The 18249-nt window shown below is 56.6% G+C and carries 18 protein-coding genes; 5 read left to right on the forward strand and 13 right to left on the reverse strand.

From position 1 onward, the window contains the following. Positions 1-123: 123 nt before the first annotated feature. Positions 124-312: a hypothetical protein gene (locus WBL42_RS10650; protein WP_424721253.1), complete on the reverse strand. Its 189-nt coding sequence runs from the start codon at positions 310-312 to the stop codon at positions 124-126. 307 nt (positions 313-619) lie between these two features. Here WBL42_RS10650 and WBL42_RS10655 point away from each other — a divergent pair, with 307 nt between their 5' ends. After that, on the forward strand, positions 620-1753 hold the full coding sequence (locus WBL42_RS10655; protein ID WP_424721254.1) for a putative sulfate/molybdate transporter: 1134 nt from the start codon (positions 620-622) through the stop codon (positions 1751-1753). A 28-nt stretch (positions 1754-1781) separates the two neighbouring features. On the opposite strand, the gene WBL42_RS10660 is transcribed toward WBL42_RS10655, so the two are convergent. The 7 genes from WBL42_RS10660 to WBL42_RS10690 form a co-directional block, all read right to left on the reverse strand. After that, positions 1782-3683, reverse strand: coding sequence for a molybdopterin biosynthesis protein (locus WBL42_RS10660; protein WP_424721255.1), 1902 nt, complete (start codon positions 3681-3683; stop codon positions 1782-1784). 184 nt (positions 3684-3867) lie between these two features. Continuing rightward, the gene (locus WBL42_RS10665; protein WP_424721256.1) at positions 3868-4623 is read right to left on the reverse strand and encodes a SagB/ThcOx family dehydrogenase; all 756 of its coding nucleotides are present in this window, start codon (positions 4621-4623) and stop codon (positions 3868-3870) included. 103 nt (positions 4624-4726) lie between these two features. Then, a complete protein-coding gene (locus WBL42_RS10670; RefSeq protein ID WP_424721257.1) occupies positions 4727-5530 on the reverse strand; it encodes a formylmethanofuran dehydrogenase subunit C in 804 nt (267 codons plus the stop codon). Between the two features lie 8 nt (positions 5531-5538). Next, the gene (locus WBL42_RS10675; RefSeq protein WP_424721258.1) at positions 5539-7266 is read right to left on the reverse strand and encodes a formylmethanofuran dehydrogenase subunit A; all 1728 of its coding nucleotides are present in this window, start codon (positions 7264-7266) and stop codon (positions 5539-5541) included. Position 7267: 1 nt separating this feature from the next. After that, on the reverse strand, positions 7268-8650 hold the full coding sequence (locus tag WBL42_RS10680) for a formylmethanofuran dehydrogenase subunit B (RefSeq protein ID WP_424721259.1): 1383 nt from the start codon (positions 8648-8650) through the stop codon (positions 7268-7270). A gap of 1 nt (position 8651) precedes the next feature. After that, on the reverse strand, positions 8652-9062 hold the full coding sequence (locus WBL42_RS10685) for a molybdopterin dinucleotide binding domain-containing protein (protein WP_424721260.1): 411 nt from the start codon (positions 9060-9062) through the stop codon (positions 8652-8654). Positions 9063-9079: 17 nt separating this feature from the next. Next, positions 9080-9343 (reverse strand): 4Fe-4S binding protein, encoded by a 264-nt coding sequence (locus WBL42_RS10690; protein WP_424721261.1) that lies wholly within the window; start codon positions 9341-9343, stop codon positions 9080-9082. Between the two features lie 341 nt (positions 9344-9684). On the opposite strand from WBL42_RS10690, the gene WBL42_RS10695 reads away from it, so the two are divergent. From WBL42_RS10695 to WBL42_RS10705, 3 genes are read left to right on the forward strand one after another with little or no spacing between them, the layout of a single operon-like run. Further along, positions 9685-10209 carry an OsmC family protein gene (locus tag WBL42_RS10695; protein ID WP_424721262.1) on the forward strand — a complete coding sequence of 175 codons (525 nt, stop codon included), beginning with the start codon at positions 9685-9687 and terminating at the stop codon, positions 10207-10209. A 45-nt stretch (positions 10210-10254) separates the two neighbouring features. Continuing rightward, a complete protein-coding gene (locus tag WBL42_RS10700; protein ID WP_424721263.1) occupies positions 10255-10734 on the forward strand; it encodes a C-GCAxxG-C-C family protein in 480 nt (159 codons plus the stop codon). A 6-nt stretch (positions 10735-10740) separates the two neighbouring features. Continuing rightward, positions 10741-11892 carry a double-cubane-cluster-containing anaerobic reductase gene (locus WBL42_RS10705; RefSeq protein ID WP_424721264.1) on the forward strand — a complete coding sequence of 384 codons (1152 nt, stop codon included), beginning with the start codon at positions 10741-10743 and terminating at the stop codon, positions 11890-11892. Positions 11893-12046: 154 nt separating this feature from the next. Here the strand turns inward: WBL42_RS10705 and WBL42_RS10710 are convergent, their stop codons facing one another. The 5 genes from WBL42_RS10710 to WBL42_RS10730 form a co-directional block, all read right to left on the reverse strand. Then, positions 12047-12430, reverse strand: a complete 384-nt coding sequence (locus tag WBL42_RS10710; protein WP_424721265.1) for a hypothetical protein — start codon at positions 12428-12430, stop codon at positions 12047-12049. Continuing rightward, positions 12402-13628, reverse strand: a complete 1227-nt coding sequence (locus WBL42_RS10715; protein ID WP_424721266.1) for an aminotransferase class V-fold PLP-dependent enzyme — start codon at positions 13626-13628, stop codon at positions 12402-12404. The genes WBL42_RS10710 and WBL42_RS10715 overlap by 29 nt, the downstream gene beginning before the upstream one ends. A gap of 159 nt (positions 13629-13787) precedes the next feature. After that, positions 13788-14570, reverse strand: a complete 783-nt coding sequence (locus WBL42_RS10720) for an acyl-CoA dehydratase activase (RefSeq protein ID WP_424721268.1) — start codon at positions 14568-14570, stop codon at positions 13788-13790. 124 nt (positions 14571-14694) lie between these two features. After that, positions 14695-15939 (reverse strand): DsrE family protein, encoded by a 1245-nt coding sequence (locus WBL42_RS10725; protein ID WP_424721269.1) that lies wholly within the window; start codon positions 15937-15939, stop codon positions 14695-14697. A gap of 119 nt (positions 15940-16058) precedes the next feature. Next, positions 16059-16631, reverse strand: coding sequence for a hypothetical protein (locus WBL42_RS10730; RefSeq protein ID WP_424721270.1), 573 nt, complete (start codon positions 16629-16631; stop codon positions 16059-16061). An 85-nt stretch (positions 16632-16716) separates the two neighbouring features. On the opposite strand from WBL42_RS10730, the gene WBL42_RS10735 reads away from it, so the two are divergent. After that, entirely contained in the window at positions 16717-17592 is an 876-nt protein-coding gene (locus WBL42_RS10735; RefSeq protein WP_424721271.1) for a 4Fe-4S binding protein, read from the forward strand. The last annotated feature ends 657 nt before the right edge of the window (positions 17593-18249 follow it).

Raw genomic sequence — 18249 nt, forward strand, 5'->3', positions numbered from 1 at the left:
AGCGTGGTGAGCTTGCGGCAGTAGTGGATATGCGCTATCTGGAAGCTCACGATGAGCCCGAAGCAGAAGCAGGTGATACTGATCAGGGTATAACTTACAATGTCTACCATTTTCTGCCTCCGTTCAGGACTCCCGGGTGAGTTCGTCCACTATGGGAATCACGGAATCGACATCCGAACACTCTTTTGCAAGTGCCATAAACCGCTTGGTATAGTACATAATCAAAACCTGGTACCCGAGAATTATTCCTATGGTAAAGGTGATGATTCCGATACCTGCGTAAATCAGGAGATCAGTAAGCAGATCCGACATAGCGCCTCTCAATGACTCTAACCGGGCAACCAGATAAATTTATTGAATGGGTTTTCATGCTCTTCCGGCAGCACGTGGACAGCGGCGGCTCCCGCTCCGGTAACAAACCCGCAGTTTCCCTGGGATATCCGGTCTCCCGCAGGTCCGGCAGCGAGTAGTCTTCTGAAAAAGGTTAATTGTTAACATTGCCTGTACTGTATTTTGAGTAATTCCTGTAAGGAGGGGAATTTTCCGGAGCGGTCCCGCGATACCTGCGCAGATGCCTGTCTTCAGCCGGGATGCCCATTCCTAGTGAGTACGTAATCCCATGTCCCCGGAACCCCGGATCCCACTCTCGTTCTCGCTCTCGGAGCTTGCCGGATCGGTCGGGGATTTTGGTACGATCATCCCGCTTATCCTTGCGGTAGCGCTGGTCTCTGATGTCAATCCCCGCTACATCCTCCTCTTCTTTGGGATCTGGTTCATTCTCACCGGCCTCTGGTACCGGCTGCCCATCCCGCTCGAACCAATGAAGGCTGTTGCCGTTACCGTAATCGCCGCCGGTGCCACCGGTGGAATTTCCAGCGGTGAAATTGCTGCAGCGGGGATGGTACTCGGAATCATCTTCCTGGTGCTTGGCTATGGCCGGTTTTTTGAGTTCATCGAGCGGTGGGTACCGGAGAGTGTCGTGCGGGGCGTCCAGCTGGGGCTCGCCCTGCTCCTGTTCAGGGCATCGGCAGGGTTCGTGATCCAGGACCCCGTCTTCTTTGTGATCGGGATTGCGATCATCGTTGGCTTTCTTATCCTTGTCCGCTACCGCTCGTTTCCGGACCTCTCTTCGATATGCGTGATTGCCGCAGGTTTTATCGGGGGGCTCTTCCTGTATGGTATCCCCCCGATCAGCCTGATCCCGGCACCCCGGCTCGTCATTCCCGTTCCATCAGATTTTCCCTCGGCACTTGCCACCCTCGTTCTCCCCCAGCTCGTCCTCACGATTGCGAATGCGATCCTCGCGATCTCGCTGCTGACAAAAGATCTCTTCGGGAAGGATGTCCCCCCGAAGGAATTCTCAACAACAATTGGCCTGATGAACATCACCTCGGTCCCGTTCGGTGGTTTCCCGATGTGCCACGGTGCAGGCGGCCTTGCCGGCCAGTACCGGTACGGCGCACGGACCGGGGGAGCGAATGTATACGCAGGACTGATCTTCCTGATCCTCGCCCTGTTCTTTACCTCCCCACAGGTTCTCTCCATCATTGCAGTCGGTGTGCTCGGGGCCCTGCTGGTCTTTGTCGGGATCGAGATGGGCAGGCACAGCCTGAAGACCGATTCACTTGTAATTACCTGTATCATCGGCATACTGGCACTGGTCAGTTCCATCACCCTTGCATTTATCGTCGGGATGGTTGCGGCGTATAGTTACGGATGGATTAAAGAGAGAAACGTGCCGGGTCCGGACTGAAACGTCCCATAAGTAACCAGCAGGTGGATCAGAACTGCATGGTCCCGGCCGGGCATTCTGTCAGGACCGTGTCTTTCGACAGGTAACGTGCCATGCCGGTCGTGTCTGATATATACCCACCTGACGTTTCCAGAATGGCCCTGTAATCCGGAGTCCGTATCAGGGCGATCAACGACATGATCCGGGGATCGGCAAGCATCTCCCGCCGGATGGCGAGCTCGTAATCTTCCGATGCGAACGGCACAAACTGCAGGCCATATGATCCCGCTATACCGGCCGTGCAGATGCCGGCATCTGCAGACCCGTTCCGGATCGCACCGGCAACTGCACCCGGCCCGCTGACTTCGGTGCTGTACCCGTTCACTTGAGTGGCGTCGATACCCCGGGCATTGAGCAGGGCATCAAGGACTATACGTGACGGAGACTCGGATTTTGTGTTGATGAACCTGACCTTCGTCAGGTCCTCCGGCAGAAGACCGTCCCGGGAAACGATGCCATGCCCGATCGTGGCGATATGAACGAAGATTGTATCGTCCACAGAGATGTGGCGGGCAAGGGGAGTGTATTCCCGGAGAAGGGGCCCGGCGGGCAGGCTGAGCGCCGCAGCATGGCAGGTATGCCGGGAGAGCGCGAGCAGCCCGGCAAGGTTTCCCATACTGCTTGCATGGATGAAGAGCCCTTTGTCATGGACCAGGTTTGCCAGATCTTCCAGGGCAGGATCAAGGGTTCCGGTCAGTATCAGGGTTCGCTCGATGCTGCCCGGGTCGGTAGTCAGCAGGACCTCGAGTTCGGTGCCGGCCTCATATCCCTCTACCGCTGCCGGGATGTGGGTATACCCGTTTGCCTTGACGGTCGCGGTCTGGACCACAGGCCCCCGGACAAAGGGCGTGCCCCAGAGGCTGGTGCCGATCCGCCCCACGAAGACGGGGACGAACTCATCGAACCCGAGATCTGACGTGACAGCTTGTGCAAGCCTGACCCGGACCGGGTATTTCGGGGCCGGTGCAAACCCCCATGATTCCAGGAGCGGGGCGGCAAATTCACGGAGGGCGGTCTGTGCAGCAAGGGGATAGCCCGGCAGGCCGAGCACCGGTTTCCCCTGGATCTTCCCGAGCATCACCGGCTTGCCGGGCTTGACCGCGACCCCGTGGAAGAGGAGCTCGCCAAGGGAACTGATGACGCCGGCCGTAAAGTCACGGGTACCGGCCGATGAACCGGCCGAGATGATCACGAAGTCGTTTTCCTTCACCGCCGCACGGAGTGCCTCAGCGATCAGCCCGGGGTCATCGCAGACGATCGGGAACCTCGTGCACTTCGCGCCGGTTGCTCCGAGAAATACCTGGGCCATGATCGTGTTGCTCTCGACCACCTGCCCCGGGCCGGGCCGGATGCCCAGCGCTACGAGCTCGCTGCCCGTGGGTATGATCCCGATGCGGACCGCCCGGGCCTCGATGCGGGTAATGCCGTAGGTTGCCATCGCCCCTATATCAAAGGCCCGGACCAGGTGGCCCCTCGGGAGGACCAGCCGGCCCTCGCGGATATCCTCGCCGGCAGGCCGGACGTGCTGCCCGGGGGCTGCAGCCTTCCGGATCTGGAACCGGTCGCCGGCCTCCCAGGTATCCTCGATCATGATGACCGCATCGAATTCCGGAGGTACAATATTTCCGGTATTGACCCGGGCAAAGGATCCGGGGGTGACCGGGGCAGTCTCGGATGCCCCAACCGTATCCCGGCTGCGGACTGCAATCCCGTCCATGGCTGACAGGGGCACTTCGGGAACGGAATAACCCGCATACACCGGGGTTGCCACTACCCGGCCTACCGATTCCATGATCGGCACCTGTTCCGTACGCTGCGGTGCTGAAAATGAGGATTTCATCACGCTGAGCGCATGGTCAAGGGAACAGAGCGAAAGATACCGTTTTACCATGATCGTATTCCGTACGGAAGAAGAATGGCCGGAGCGTGAACGGAGTCTCTGTACTCCCATACACCGGTCCTGCTTAACCTTCTCCCGATGTAAAAGAGTATTTCTTGATTATCTTGGATATAGGCATCGATCGGGGTGCCGTGAAGCGGTTTGATCCCGCGGCATTCTTTTTTGGAACGGGTAGTTATCCTATCGTGACATTCTTCCCGCTGTTCCCTACTGCCGCGAGATAAACCGGCCACTGGGTCTCCGTATCGAGGTTCGCGATCTTTGCGATCAGCTCATCGTGGAACATGTCGATGGGATAGACCTCGCGGCCAAAACAGGCTGCCGCCATGATCAGATTCTGGCAGGTATGCCCCGCCTCGATGAGGATGCTGCGGTATCCCCGGTTGCCGAGCGCCCAGGTGGAACGGTACGGGATAGCAACCCAGAGGAAGGTGACTGCTGCCCGGGTGACGATCTTGAAGTTCATGCTCGCGGTGCTCATCTCGAGCGGGAGACCGGAATCGATCCTTTCGGCCACGATACTGTTGGACTTTGGGAGGTAGCGGTAGAGACCGGTCTCGAGCCCGTCCACTTCGCCAGCAACAAAGTATGTCTCCAGCGGGTAGCGTGAACCGGTCGAAGGGATATTCCGGAGCTGGATTGTCTCCGCCACCGTCCGCTTGAACCCCTGCGTGCACCAGAGCATATACGAGAGTTCCTTCATGGTGATGGACGAACGGGCGAAGAACCCGACCGGCTCCCAGTTCTCAATAGCGGTCCGGACTGAGACGTCCGGTACCTTGAACTTCTTCGGGTTTGGGAGCTTTATGACCTTCTGTCCTTCCCGGACCGGGAGTTCATGGGGCGGTTCCGGGACACGCAGGACAAGGTCCACTGTGGAGTAATCCGGGTATCGTGTCCCCTTGATGAATGCATTGCCGATATCGTTCATAAGATCCCCGGGACATTCTTTTGTCCCTGATAATGATTAAAAACAGATTGCCGGCCGGTCTGGCCGGAGGTGTGTGATGCTGCTTGTGATTTGACGGGTATGATCATGCCGCCTTCAGGTACAGGTTCGCATACACGACCTGCCCCTTACTCTTCCCATGGCGCTCCCCAAGGTCGCCGATGTAGTGGTCGAAGGTCGCCTTGACGCCATCGATCTCCTTCTCGACCCGGTCGACTTTCTTGTATCCTGGCATCATGAATTTGATGGTGCCGAGGACATACATCTCGCCCTTGACCATCTGGCCCCCGACGCGTCCCTCGACATCGCCCTTAATGACAACGGTGCCTCCCTCTGCATGGGTGGAGACGTGGATGAAGGCGTTCTTCTCGATGATGATGGTACCACCGAGCATGAAGGTACCGATATCGTTGCCGGCACTGCCCCTGATCCGGATGGTGCCACCCTTCATGCCTCTCCAGTCGCCGCGGTAGGCGCAGCCGACATGGTTCTTGGCATCGCCGTCAACGAGGAGCTCGCCGCCTTCCATCTGGATCCCGCAGAACGAGTCCACGTTCCCCGTGACGTGGATCTTACCGCCCTTCATCCAGCCGCCGACATACATGTCTGCATTGCCGTTGACAGTGACCGTTCCGGCGGTCATCTTGGAGCCAATGTATTTCACCCGGGTGCAGTCACCGGCAATTACGATATCGGTGTCTGCTGCGGTTGCGCCTGCCTCACCGCTGACGGTAAAGAAGTCCCCGATGGTAACGTGGATCTTACCTTCGTGTCCGGGGAGTGCTGCGATCTGTGCGGCGGTTTTTCCTGCAAATGCGTCAGGAGTGATACTATATCCCTCGAACATCAGTTCGGGGACTTTTGTGGGTTTCAGCGTTACTGTTGCCATAATCGACCTCAGGCCTCCACATCGACGTTGATGACGAACGGGTGGGGAGCAAGGTAGTCCTTCACCGAGTAGTTCTCGAGCTGGACCGTGTAGTCCTTGGTGAATGACTGGGTGATGTCGCGTTTCACCTGCAGATTCTCGGGCATGTTGACATTGACCCAGACAGTCTTCTTGTGGCCATTGGAAACGACTTCGCCGTCCCTGACGACAACCTCGCCGGACTTGATGAAGCAGGCAGCCCGCTGGAATGCGGACTCGATCTTCTCGGCGTCGCCAGGCAGGTTCTTGTAGTTGAGATCGAAGACCGCAACATCGGCAATCATGCCGGGTGCAAGGCCGCCGTAGAGGTTGTTGAGGCCGAGGCACTTGGCCGGGCCGGACCGGGTCATCTGGGCGATCTCGAAGAGGGTGAGTTCGCGGTCGATATCGTGGATGGTCGTTGCATTGATCACCTTGTCGGTGTTCTTCATGGTGGCAAGCACGGCTTCACGGGCCTTCTTGCTCATGAGCCACTTGATGACGCGGGGATACCGGGTGAACGGCCCTGCGTTCGGGTGGTCGGTGGTGAGGAAGGTCCGGTTCATGTCCTTTGCATAGAGTGCGAGTTCAAGACCGGTTGCCCACTGGATCGCGTTCGGGAGCACATCCTTGCTGTAGATGTACGGGACGACTCCTGCAGCGGTCTCCATCTCGACATCCACGTTGCACCATTTGAGGTGGTTGAGGCCGTGAAGGTGGTGTTCGAAGGGACCATCTGCGGTCATGGTCGTGGTCTCGTCAAGGGTTACACAACCGAGGTCGATCGTGAGGCCTTTGGCCTTGTTGACATAGTCCATGACCTCTTTTGCCTTCGAGCAGAAGGTTCCCCATCCGTCCCCGCCGTACGAGTGGAACTGGAGGTGGGTGGAGTGCATGACCTGCTCGCGGCCGAACTTGTTCTTCGTCTTGATGCCTTCGGCAATCTTCAGTGACTCGATGGTACCCGTGTAGTTGCCGGGGTTGCCGAGATCGTTCTGGTGCACGTGCATCGAGTGCGGGAGGCCGAGGTACTCGTTTGCTTCGAGGAGGCCCCTGATGATCTCACGGGGGGTGAGCTCGAAGTACGGGACATGATCATCGAGGTTTAAGCAGTTGAGGCCCCAGCCCCAGGCGGCAGTTCCGCCGGGGTTGACGACCTTGACACCATAGCCTTTCGTGGCCTTGAGGAGCCAGGCGATGTAGGCTGCGGTGTTCTCGATTTCGCCCTTTCTGAGATAGTCCATGACGAACCAGTTGTTTCCGAAGACGGGAAGCGCTGCCTCGTCGATGATCGGGGTGTCGTGGATCTCCTCGTGTACGTGGGGGGAGTGGATCGGGGGCATCGCGGCTTCCATGACGAATCCGTAGCCCATCCGGGCATAGTCGTAGCCGGTCTTGAAGGTGCTCGGGATCGAGAAGCCGGACTCCATACGGTAGCCGTTCTTCTGTGCCATCCCGCTCCTGCAGACTCCTGACAGGAGCTTGTCCTCTGGCCTGAACAACCGCCCGACATTTACCTTGGGGCCTGCCACGTGGGAGTGGACGTCCACTCCGCCGGCCATGACGACCTTGCCCTTTGCATCGATCACCTTTGCAGATGAGCTGACTTTGTCAACAATCTTGCCATCCCTGATGGCAACATCGCCTACATCGCCGTCGATCTTCCGGGTCGGGTCGATGACAAATCCGCCCTTGACAATAAGTTCTCCTGATGCCATCTCAGCTCACCACCGGGTTTGTGTTGTGCGGATATTTCCGGTGTTCTTTTGCCGCAAGCCAGATCGGCTCGGTCCTGGTCAGCTCGCACATGCGCTCGTAGACTTTGTCAAAGAGCTCTTCGTCGCTCGGTACTCCGGGCAGGCCCTTGAGCACTGCCTTGAACTGGATCGGGACGTTGTCCATACGATACACAACGCCCGGCTCGTCCACTCCTGCGATCCTGACCGGAATGTGGAGGTCGGCGATCTCGCTCGCCATGCAGAAGTTCGGGTCCACGGCAATGAACGGGTGCTTCTTGAGGTGCTGGACCGCCTGGATGGGGAAGTGGGCACCGGCATCGGCACCGACATTGACGAAGCAGTCCACTTCGTCCCGCATCGCGAGGTCGATCGAGCTGGTCTCACCCGGGTTCATGTGAGCGTGAGTGCCTTTCGAGAGGTCGATACAGTACGGGAACCCGAACTGCCAGGACCAGACCTGGCCGGGGCCGGCAATATTATAGTGGCCCCGCATGGCCATGATCGAGCACTTGGTGTGTTCGTTGAGGTCCCGGGTCATGCTGATGGCGGCATCGACGTTGTGGTTGCGGCCGTCAGAGTGTGTGCAGCCCATGCCGAAGAAGATCATGCAGAACTTTGCTTTCTTCATGATATCGACCGATTTTTTGATCGTTTCCCGGTCGATACCGGCAACGGTCTCGGGGATATCAAAGCCTTTGAGCACGGTCCGTAATGCATCGAAGAGCTCGTAATCGTGCCCCTGGTCGAGCATCAGGTGGACATCGGCGAGTTTCGCGGTATCGGTCTCACGTGGATCAACAGAAATTACCGTCCGCTGCATCTGGCCCTTCTGGGTGAAGTACCCGCGGGGGAAGATCGAGTACCGGGAGGTGTGGCGGGGGTGGGCGTGCATAGGGTTGCAGCCCCAGAAGACCACGACATCGGCACGGTTCTTCGCCTCGCCAAGGGTGCAGCTCGGGTAGCCATTGTCGAACATCGCAAGGAACGAGGGGCCGTGGCAGATGGTCGCACAGTTGTCGAGCACGGCGCCTGCCTTCTCTGCAATACGGCCGACTGCACTCATGCCTTCGCAGTTGGTGGATCCAAAGCCGTAGATGAGGGGCTTCTTTGCCGCGAGCAGGGTCTTTGCAAAGTAATCGATGGCCTCCTCGTACGGGATCTCCTTTATAGAGCCGTCGGGCTGGCGCTGGCGTGGGAGCCTCGGGCGGGTGGGGTCGTTTGCGTGGTGGAAGAGGTTGCTTCCGATGATGCAGGAGTTGTGCACTTCCAGCACTTTTGTTTCGTCGTCAGAGACGAGGACTTCGAGATCGTCGCAGGATGAACCGCAGTACGGGCATCCTACACCGGTGATAAGTTTTGGCATGTTACTGGCCTCCTTTCCAGAGTCCGACTGCACCCTGCACGAGCTCGAGGGCAGTTTTCAGTTTTTCCTGGGGTGCGGGTTCGATGGTGACCGGAAAGCCGCTGTACTGGGGCGTGCCGGTGGACTGGGTCCGGGGCGGGACTACCTGGTTGGCCCAGACACCCTGCCGGATGTGGGCAAGGCCGGGCGGGCAGTACTGGGTAGGCTCGATTGCCTTCACGATGACGCTGCCGCATTCGCTGGTGACCCGGACATTGGTGTTCTTCCAGATGCCGAGTTTCTTCATGTCTTCCGGGTTTATCTCACAGATCGAACAGGCGTCGAAGTAGTTGGGGTTGGTCTTTCCCTGCTCCATTGCAGCGCCTTCCTCGATCGAACGCTGGGTGATCATGTTCATGATTACTTTTGTCATGGTGGGTCCTCCTATCCTTACGACAGGCCAAGCGATCCGGTCTCTCCCCTTCCGGAAAGGGTGATCACCTTGTACGGGCAGGCCCCGACGCAGACGCCGCACCCGGCGCAGAGTTCATCCTTCACGTCGAGGCTGAGGGATTTCCCATCCTTGACATGGTAGATCTTATCTTTTGTCACCGGGTCGAGCGTGTAGAGCTCGAGGGCATTGACCGGGCAGGCAACCACGCAGTTGCCGCAACCGGTGCAGCGGTTTAGGTTTACATGTACTGAAAACGCCATGCACATCACACCAAATCAAAAGTTAATATGTTTTATACAGATAGATCATTGGTTCATTAAAATTAATAAACGTTTTGAAAACTGCATTCATGTGTGTTGAATATTGCAAGAAAGTTCAGGGAAAATAAACTGAAATCCGGGCAACGATGTCATCTGAAATCTGCCTGCCCCAAATTCCTGAAACGATAATCCCGTAGGGAAATATCAAGGGACAAGATTATCGGGATTCTCCGGAAATCTATCCGGTTCCGGAGGCTTGTAAAAGTTTCTCCAATAAGAAAACGGGAGTATTTACCAAATTATTTTTACTCCTCTGACAAATATTAAGATGGTGTTAACTCATGAGTCTTAACAACATCGACACCAAGCAGGTGAAGGAGTACAGGAAGGAGATCCAGGCGGATCCCAAACAGGCGAAATTCACCGCACGGATCGAGGGCGACTGGCTCTTTGAAGAGGGCGGCCCGCAGTTCCGGTCCACGGTCAAGGTGAAGGACGGAACCTACACCATGGAGTCGAGCCACCCGAACTTCGCCGGTCCCGGCATCCGCCCGGGCCCGATGGCATTTGGTCTTTTCTGGTTTGCAGCATGTTATTCGAGCACGTACGTGACCGAAGCTGCCATGAGGAACATCCGGCTGAAGTCGGTGAATACCAAGGTCGAGGCTGACCTTGACTACACCACGCAGTTCGATCTCGGGGACAGCCCGCTTGTGAACGAGTACCGGATCATCATGGAAGTATCCGGCGATGCGACCGATGCCCAGCTCAATGACCTCAAGGAGTATGCGCTGAAACGCTGCATGGGTATGTTCACGATCACCCATGCGATCAAACTCAAGCCTGAACTGAAGATAGTCACGTGATCAATTCCGTGAACCTGTAATTCGATTCCGATTATGGTGTATCCCATGCAGAAAAAACCAGACCCGGTAAAAATCAGAACACAGGCAGAGGCCTATTACCGGGACATGGACTATTACTGCTCGGAAGCAATTGTCAAGGTGATCAACGATGAATTCGGTCTTGGTTACCCGGACTCAGTGATCAAAATGGCCTCCGGGTTCCCGATCGGCATGGGCGGTTCGGGCTGTACCTGCGGTGCAGTTGCCGGTGGCATCATGGCGCTTGGCATGGTCTTCGGGCGGACCCGGGCAAAAGACGAGCAGGTGAGGCAGTGCATGGCATTGTCCCGAGAACTGCACGACAGGTTCAGGGAAACACACGGGTGCCTCTGTTGCCGGATCCTGACAAAGGATACGGTGCTTGGCTCACCGGTGCACATGCAGCAGTGCATTGCCTTCACCGGTGAAGTTGCAGAAGAGACAGCAAAGATCATCCTGCGGGAACTGGACACTCCCGCAGGTCCAGACAAAAAAACAAGGGTGTAAAAAATCATGAGAGCAGAAAAGATGACCTATTTCGATTCGGTTATACCGAATGCATCGGCAGCGATCAAGAGCGTACGGGAACAGGGGAAAAAATTCGTAGGGTTCTATTGCGTGTTTGCACCACAGGAACTCGTCGTGGCCGCCGATGCGGTACCGGTGACCCTCTGTGCAACGAAAGAAGAACCTATCGCAGACGGGGAGAAGTACCTGCCCCGGAACTTCTGCCCGCTGATCAAGTCTTCCTACGGGTTTGCGATCACCGAGAAGTGTGCATTCTTCAACAACTCCGAGTTCATCATCGGTGAGACCACCTGCGACGGCAAGAAGAAGATGTTCGAGCTGATGGAGACGTTCAAGCCGACCGTAGTCCTCGAAGTACCGCAGAGTGCAAAGGGAGAGACCCAGAAACAGTACTGGCGCTCGGAAGTGGCCCGGTGCAAGACGGAGATCGAGAAGCGCCTCGGTGTCACGATCACCGACGAGAAGATGAAGGCCGCGATCAAGGAGCTGAACGAGCAGCGGGCACTCATGAGGGAGCTCGCGCACCAGAACACAGCGATCCCCGCCCCCCTCTCCGGCCTTGACATGCTCAAGGTGATGTGGGCCCGCAACTTCACGTTCGACCGGGCTGCCTTCAACCAGCAGCTGAAGGACCTGATCGCCGAACTCAAGGTGATGAAGGCAAAGGGCGAGGGCGCGATGCCGAAGACGGCAAAGCGGATCATTGTTACCGGCGTCCCCACGGGGGTCGGCGCAGAGAAGGTCCTGAAGATCATCGAGGAGTCCGGCGCCGCAATCGTCTACATCGAGAACTGCTCCGGCATGAAGCAGTACCTCCACGATGTCGCCACAACCGGCTCACCGCTCGACGCGATCGCCGACAAGTACCTCGAAACGCCCTGCTCCTGCATGAGCCCGAACACCGGCAGGCTCGAACTGCTGGCAAAGCTGGCAAAAGAGTACCATGCGGACGGTGTCGTCGATGTCACGTGGGTTGGCTGCCACACCTACAATGTCGAGTCCCGCGTGCTCAAGGACTACCTGGCCAAGCACGGGAACGTACCCCTCCTCCAGATCGAGACCGACTACTCGCAGGGAGATGCCGGCCAGATCAAAACCCGTGTCGAGGCCTTCCTCGAGATGGCAAAGAAACACTAACACTTTTTTCGTTTTTAGAGAACAATGAGAATCGTTTAACGCTCTCGGGGGCTACCCCTCGCAGCTGTGGCATCCCCCGTTGCGATGACGACATATTACCTGCACCCTGACTGAAAAAATCGCAATGCGTCCCGTCCCCTCCGGGAAGAGGGTATCATAGACACTTCTCCTTCGAAAGCCCCAGCCGGACGTTCATCTTCTCATGCATGGATTCCTCAATTCCTTTCATCTGTGCGATCCCGGGCTCGCCCTGCCGGTAATAGAAGAGCAGGAGATGGAAGTAGTCTGCCACGATATCCTGGAACTCTTTTTTATACCGCACCTCTACCGTATTGTCGCTGGTAAAGCCTTTGATGGAGATGAACCGCTCCTTCTCGAACGAGAAGTAGGGTTTTTTGAGCTGCTCGAGAGACCGGACCGTGCCGAAGTTCGCGAGGAATTCCAGGAAGCCTTCGGTCAGCGGTTCGTCAAGTACGTACTCTTTCATGAGCGAGCCGTCGACACAGGCCTTAGTCTGGACGGACCTGAGGATCCGCACTCTCAGCCACCTCCCGTATCGCATCCGCTGCAACCAGGCATTCATCGCGGGTAGTGAAATACGAGAAACTTGCACGGATACAGCCCTTCCCGCCGTCGATGCGTTCATGCACGAGCGGGGCGCAGTGGAGGCCGGTCCTCGTGATCACGTTGTAGGCCCGTGCGAGGATGAATCCCGCATCCTGATTGTCGATGCCGGCGATGTTGAATGACACGACCGGGAGGCCGGGGTTCTCGTTATAGATGGTCACCCCCGGGACGTTCTTCAGCTCGCGGATAAAAAAGCGGGTGAGATCCCGGTTCTTCCTCTCTAACTCATCCAGACCGGTCGATACGATGAACCCAATCCCGCCACAGAGCGATGCGATGCCCGGGTAGTTCGGTGTCCCGGCCTCGAACCGCTCCGGCATCCCGCACGGGTGGGTGAGCGTCCGCGAATCCGTGCCCGTGCCACCCTGCCGGGTGATCGCGATCGCCTCCGGGTCGGGAATGAAGAACCCGCCTGTACCGGGGATGCCGAAGAGTGCCTTGTGACCGGTGAATACGAACGCCCCAACCGGGATATCCGAGAGGTCGACCGGGATATGCCCGGAGGTCTGGGCCCCGTCCACAATGAGGAAGATGTCGTTTGCCTTGAGGTATTCTGCAATGGGACGGATGTCCTGCACGGAGCCGAGCACGTTGCTCCCGTGGGTCATAACCACGAGCCGGGTCTCGGGACAGATCGCCTGTTTGATCTCCGCGAGGCCGACCATGTTATCCCGGAACGGGACAACCGAGAGCCTGATCGCACCATCCTGCTCCAGTGCACTGAGCGGGCGGAGCACCGAGTTGTGTTCTAGTTCGGTGGTGATCGTATGGAAGGGGGCACCGGCCTTTTTTGCAAACCCGTGGACCAGCAGGTTGAGGGAGTCGGTGGCGTTCTGCGTAAAGATGAAGTTTTGGTGAGGCCCGGCATGGAAAAATGCCGCGAGCGCCTCGCGTGCGGCAGTAGGATAATCCACTGACCCGGTTCCCGTGGTCCTCCCCGTTTCGCAGAGCGGCAGCTGCAGGCAACGGGCTACTTCCTCAAGCACTCCGGGCGGCTTTGGCCATGAAGTCGCGGCATTATTGAGGTAGATGAGCGGGGAAGGGGTTTCCCGCGATCCGGGATTCATGGGAATGACCTGCACTTCACTTCTCTTCTTTTTCCTTTCCAAACGCTATTAAGATCATCGGAACTTCTGATCGGGGCGGTTACCGGCATTTCCCGGAACAGCGTCGAGGGGAATACCGGACAGGGAAACTGAACCGGTGAGCCGGATCCTATCGCCGGTGACAGGGTAGGTTCTGTAAACAAATTATCCTCCCGGCCCTCATTATTCCCGGTGCTCCCATGCCAGGAGCGCAGCCCCGATCGCTCCTGCATACACGGCATCCTTCGGCACGATAACCGGATGCCCGAGTTCCGCCGAGAGCCTCTGCACAATATCCACGTTCTGAGATACGCCCCCGGTAAAGACGATCGGGGGTTCCGGCCGGAGGGAAGCGACCATCGATGCCGTCCTCCGGGCGATTGACGCATGGAGGCCGGCGATGATCGCTCCCCGCTCAACCCCCTGGTTGATCAGGCTGATCACCTCAGACTCGGCAAAGACCGTGCACATCGCATTGATCCGGTGCGGTTCCTGGCCTTCGGCATGTTTTGCAAGATGGTCGACATGGACCCCAAGGGCCTGTCCCATCGTGGAGAGGAAACGCCCGGTCCCGGCAGCACACTTGTCGTTCATGACAAAGTCCTCCATGTGGCCATCCGCTGAGAGCCGGATTCCCTTCGCATCCTGGCCCCCGATATCGATCACGAACCTGCAGCCCGGGACAAGGTACGAGGCCCCCCGTGCGTGGCAGGTGATCTCGGTCGGGGTCAGAGTCGCGTTCTTTACGGTCCTCCGGCCATACCCGGTTGTGGCGACCAATTCAGGCGGGTCTGTAAGGCCGAACTCAGTGGCCGCAGTTGCCATCAGGCTGGCGGCTGTCCCTGCCGGGTTCCACGATGCGAATGTCATGTGTGCGACGTACCGGGATCCATCGTAGATCACGACTTTGATAGTTGTCGAGCCGAGGTCAATCCCCGCTGTGTACCGGGGGGATCCGTGACTCATGGGGAATCCCGACCGGACAGGTTTTTCAGCTGCATCGTCATCCAGATTATACGATGCGTGCGGGAAAGGTCCTGGCCATCCCGATCACGCTCATATCCTGCGGTCATGGTCCCTGTCCAAAATCTTAAAAGAAAATAACCCGCTGGTGGCCGGCCTGCTCGCCCTTCGGGGGATAGAAGAGGAGCTGGCCGAGTTCCGTCATGCCGATGTCCAGCACGGCATTCATCTTCGGGTTCTTGGAGGTCCCCCTCCTGTGCAGCGATGGCTGGAAGGCAAAGAACTGGAGATTGTCGCTGCCGGCCACGACATCGATGATCTCCGGGAGGCTGAAAAATGCCGACTCATTCTCCCGGGTATGAACGCCGGTCAGGGCATATACACCATCCTCGATGAAGATCACCCGCGTCAGGATGCCCTTTGCCGCACAACCAACGGCAAAGGAAATGGCCCCGAATGCCCTCTCTGTCCCATAAGGTGTCCGGGTGATGAGGATGAGCAGCGGGGGCGCACGTCCGCTCTCCTCAAGGGAGAATGATGCCGGCTGCCCCTCCTTTTTCAGTTCTATCGATGCGACATTGTAACCGAGAATGGTATGGTTGTGTTCGAACCTGTCAGCCAGCTCGCTCATATTTTTTATCCTGAACGGCCGGATTGTGCAGGCTGAAACCACCAGCCCTTTTCCATCATCCCAGGTGCTGTAGCCCCGTGATGTGGCACAGCGGGCGCAGGCGGTCATCTGGCACTGCAGTCCGCGTTTTGCGGCCTTTTCGGCGATCTCCTCAAGCCCTTTTCCTATGTTTTCGCTCTCGGTCGGGTGCTGGCCCGTATGGCCGAGGTGGACGCCATCGAGATATGTGTACAGTTCTGCCGAAGCGTGAACATCGATTGATGCTGTCAGGCACCGGAGTGCATACAACGACGACCGGTACATGTACGGGGATTCGATCTGGAGGTACCCTATAGTGCTCGGGATCGGCTGCTCGTGCTGCCGGGCGATCTTTGCCACGTCGTTCCAGAACGACTGCTGGCCACCGACACCGAGACGGTTGTGATCGATCACCTGGTCGGGGTGTTTCATCTTCAGGCCTTCGACAGAGATGCCGCGGAGGGAAAGTTCCTGTCTGTCGCAGATGATCCGGACCGATGGCAGCGAAAGGATGATCTCCCAGATCCGCATGGTCTCGGGTTCGATAAGGCTGTACAGTGCGTCCCCGGTAAGCAGGAACGTAAAGACCCCCTCCTCATGCCGGGAATGGTGCAGGAGGTTCTCGGGGTGGAGCTTCACGAAGTAAAATTTCAGGCTCTCCTCGATCCATCCAAGCCGCTCCTGGGATATGGCCTCCCCGAGAAGGAAAAAATGTACCGTCATGACGTGATTCTCTTCTTAAAGGTACACGAACCTGATTATTATTGGTTGTGTTCCACAACGGGTTTTTAAAGGGAATGGAGTTTTTGAGAATGGTGGATTGGTACTTTACCCAAAAAGTATTATGACGAATTGTTCTCGGCCATCTTTTCCCGGACTTCATCGATATGCATGACCTGATCGTATGCCGTCCCGGTGAGACACCATCCCTGCCGGTCGAGGGCATAGACCGGGAACTTTGCGAGTTCTTCCGGTACCGGCTGGGCAGTGAGTTTCTTGAAATTGATCAGATCTCGCATGTTCAGGCCGATCTTCTCGCAGATCTCCTTTAACTCTTTTATCCAGCGTTTCAGGTCCCGGACGTCAGATCCGTCCCACTTGAAGATCTGGTAGATCTTCATGTAGCAGTCCCGCTCGAGGATGATGTGGGTGGAGGTCTTGTCTGATTTTAAGTAGAAGTCAAGGAAGGTCCGGACATCCTTGATCTGCTGGGCGTTCTCGTAGGCGATCGCCCGTGCCTCCTTGAGAACCTCCTTGAACTCTTCGGGGCTGATGTTCTGGTTCAGGGTCCCGATCTGTGCGGAGAGCGCCTTGAGATCATCCTCCGCATCCTTGAGCTCACTGATCATATCCTCGAATTTCTGGTTGAGCTCCACGCCGAAAAAAGCCTCCATGTATTCGGACTGCTTCGTCATGTACAATAATGGGTAATTGTATCCTATAATCGTTAGTACAGTGATAATATCTATCAGCCACGGAGACCAACATAAGGACACTTATATGGTTCGTCGAAAGCAATCGATCGATCAGGATCTTTTCACCAAGGGAGGGATCATCACCGAACGTGATCCCGATTTCTGCATAGTCCGCCTCCGCCTGCCGGCCGGCATGATCACACCTGCACAGATCAAGGGAGTCGGAGATATTGCCGCCCGGCACGGGATCGACCATATCCATCTCACCACCCGCCAGACCATGGAACTGACGCACGTGGATCCCACGAAGCTCGAGCCGCTTCTCGATGACCTTGCGGCAAACGGCACGCCGCTTGGCGCTGAACGGGAGGAAGTGGTGAACATCACCGCATGCCTCGGCACCCGCAACTGCAAGTTCGGGATCATCGACAGTGTGGGTCTTGCAGCCGAGATCGATAAGAAGTTCTTCGGCAAGGAACTTCCCGTAAAGGTACGGATCGCAATCTCCGCCTGCCCGAACGGCTGCGAGAGCGAGCGGCTCAACGAGATCGGGATCACCGGTATCCAGAAGCCGATACGGGATCCCGGCCTCTGTACCGGCTGCGGTACCTGTGTCCATTACTGCCGTGAGAAGGCGATCGAGGTCGAGGACGGGGTTGTTCTCCTCCACCATACCAAGTGCATGGAGTGCGGGTTCTGCATCATGCCCTGCCCGTTCCATCTCATCAGCGGTGCCCCGCCGGAGTACCGGATTACCGTTGGCGGCCACCGGGGCCGGCACCCGGTGATCGGCAGGCACCTGATCACGGTCAAGACTGAGGAGGAAGTGATCCGGGTGGTGGACAAGATCATCTACTGGATCTACCGCCAAGCTTCCACAGGCGCCCTCCTTCCGGAGCAGCTCGAGGAGCTGGACTTCGAGAAGTTCAAAGAGACGATTGCGAAGATGATCGAAGGGTGAAGTTAATGAGTCGTGCTCTCAATCCGGAATTCCCTTCAGGCCGCTCTTACAGATAGAGAGAGACGACGACGCCCCCGACGGGGCGCCCCCGCGGCGGATCGATAACTCATTTTTGTTTTTTAAAATTGCGTCCAAGTAAATATTGTTGATCTTAATTTTTTTGTGTCAACGTCAGAAAGCGTAAAAAATCGTATCACTAATTTTACAAACTGCTCCTGTGTTAGAATCATCACTAATTTTTATTACATTAAATATCGTTTAATCAATAGATCAATTCCGTATACTAGAAAATGTTACCTGTCAAATTTCAGATTCATGTAATTGGTTAGGCAACATCCTAACCCTCCTTACGATAGTTTTTAGCTTTTTCATCGCGTTTTTTACTGTTAAGTATGATCATTATCTTCAGGAAAAACAAGATTTTGAAGCTTCGATGTTGTGGTTTGGTCGTGAAGGAAGTTACCTCAAGGATTGGTTGAATGCATTGAAAATAGCTATTGATAAAAGCGTTGAAGAAATGAAGTTAGACCCCAGTACTTCACTAATTTCAGAATGGATCAATAACGCCAAATTTTCCTGCCACCCCAATCCGGATTCTGGTTCATAATGGCCTCCGGGTGCCCGATCGGGTACCAGACGATACAAAGTCCGACCAAA

Source organism: Methanoregula sp., assembly GCF_049686655.1.
Classification (GTDB): Archaea; Halobacteriota; Methanomicrobia; order Methanomicrobiales; family Methanospirillaceae; genus Methanoregula.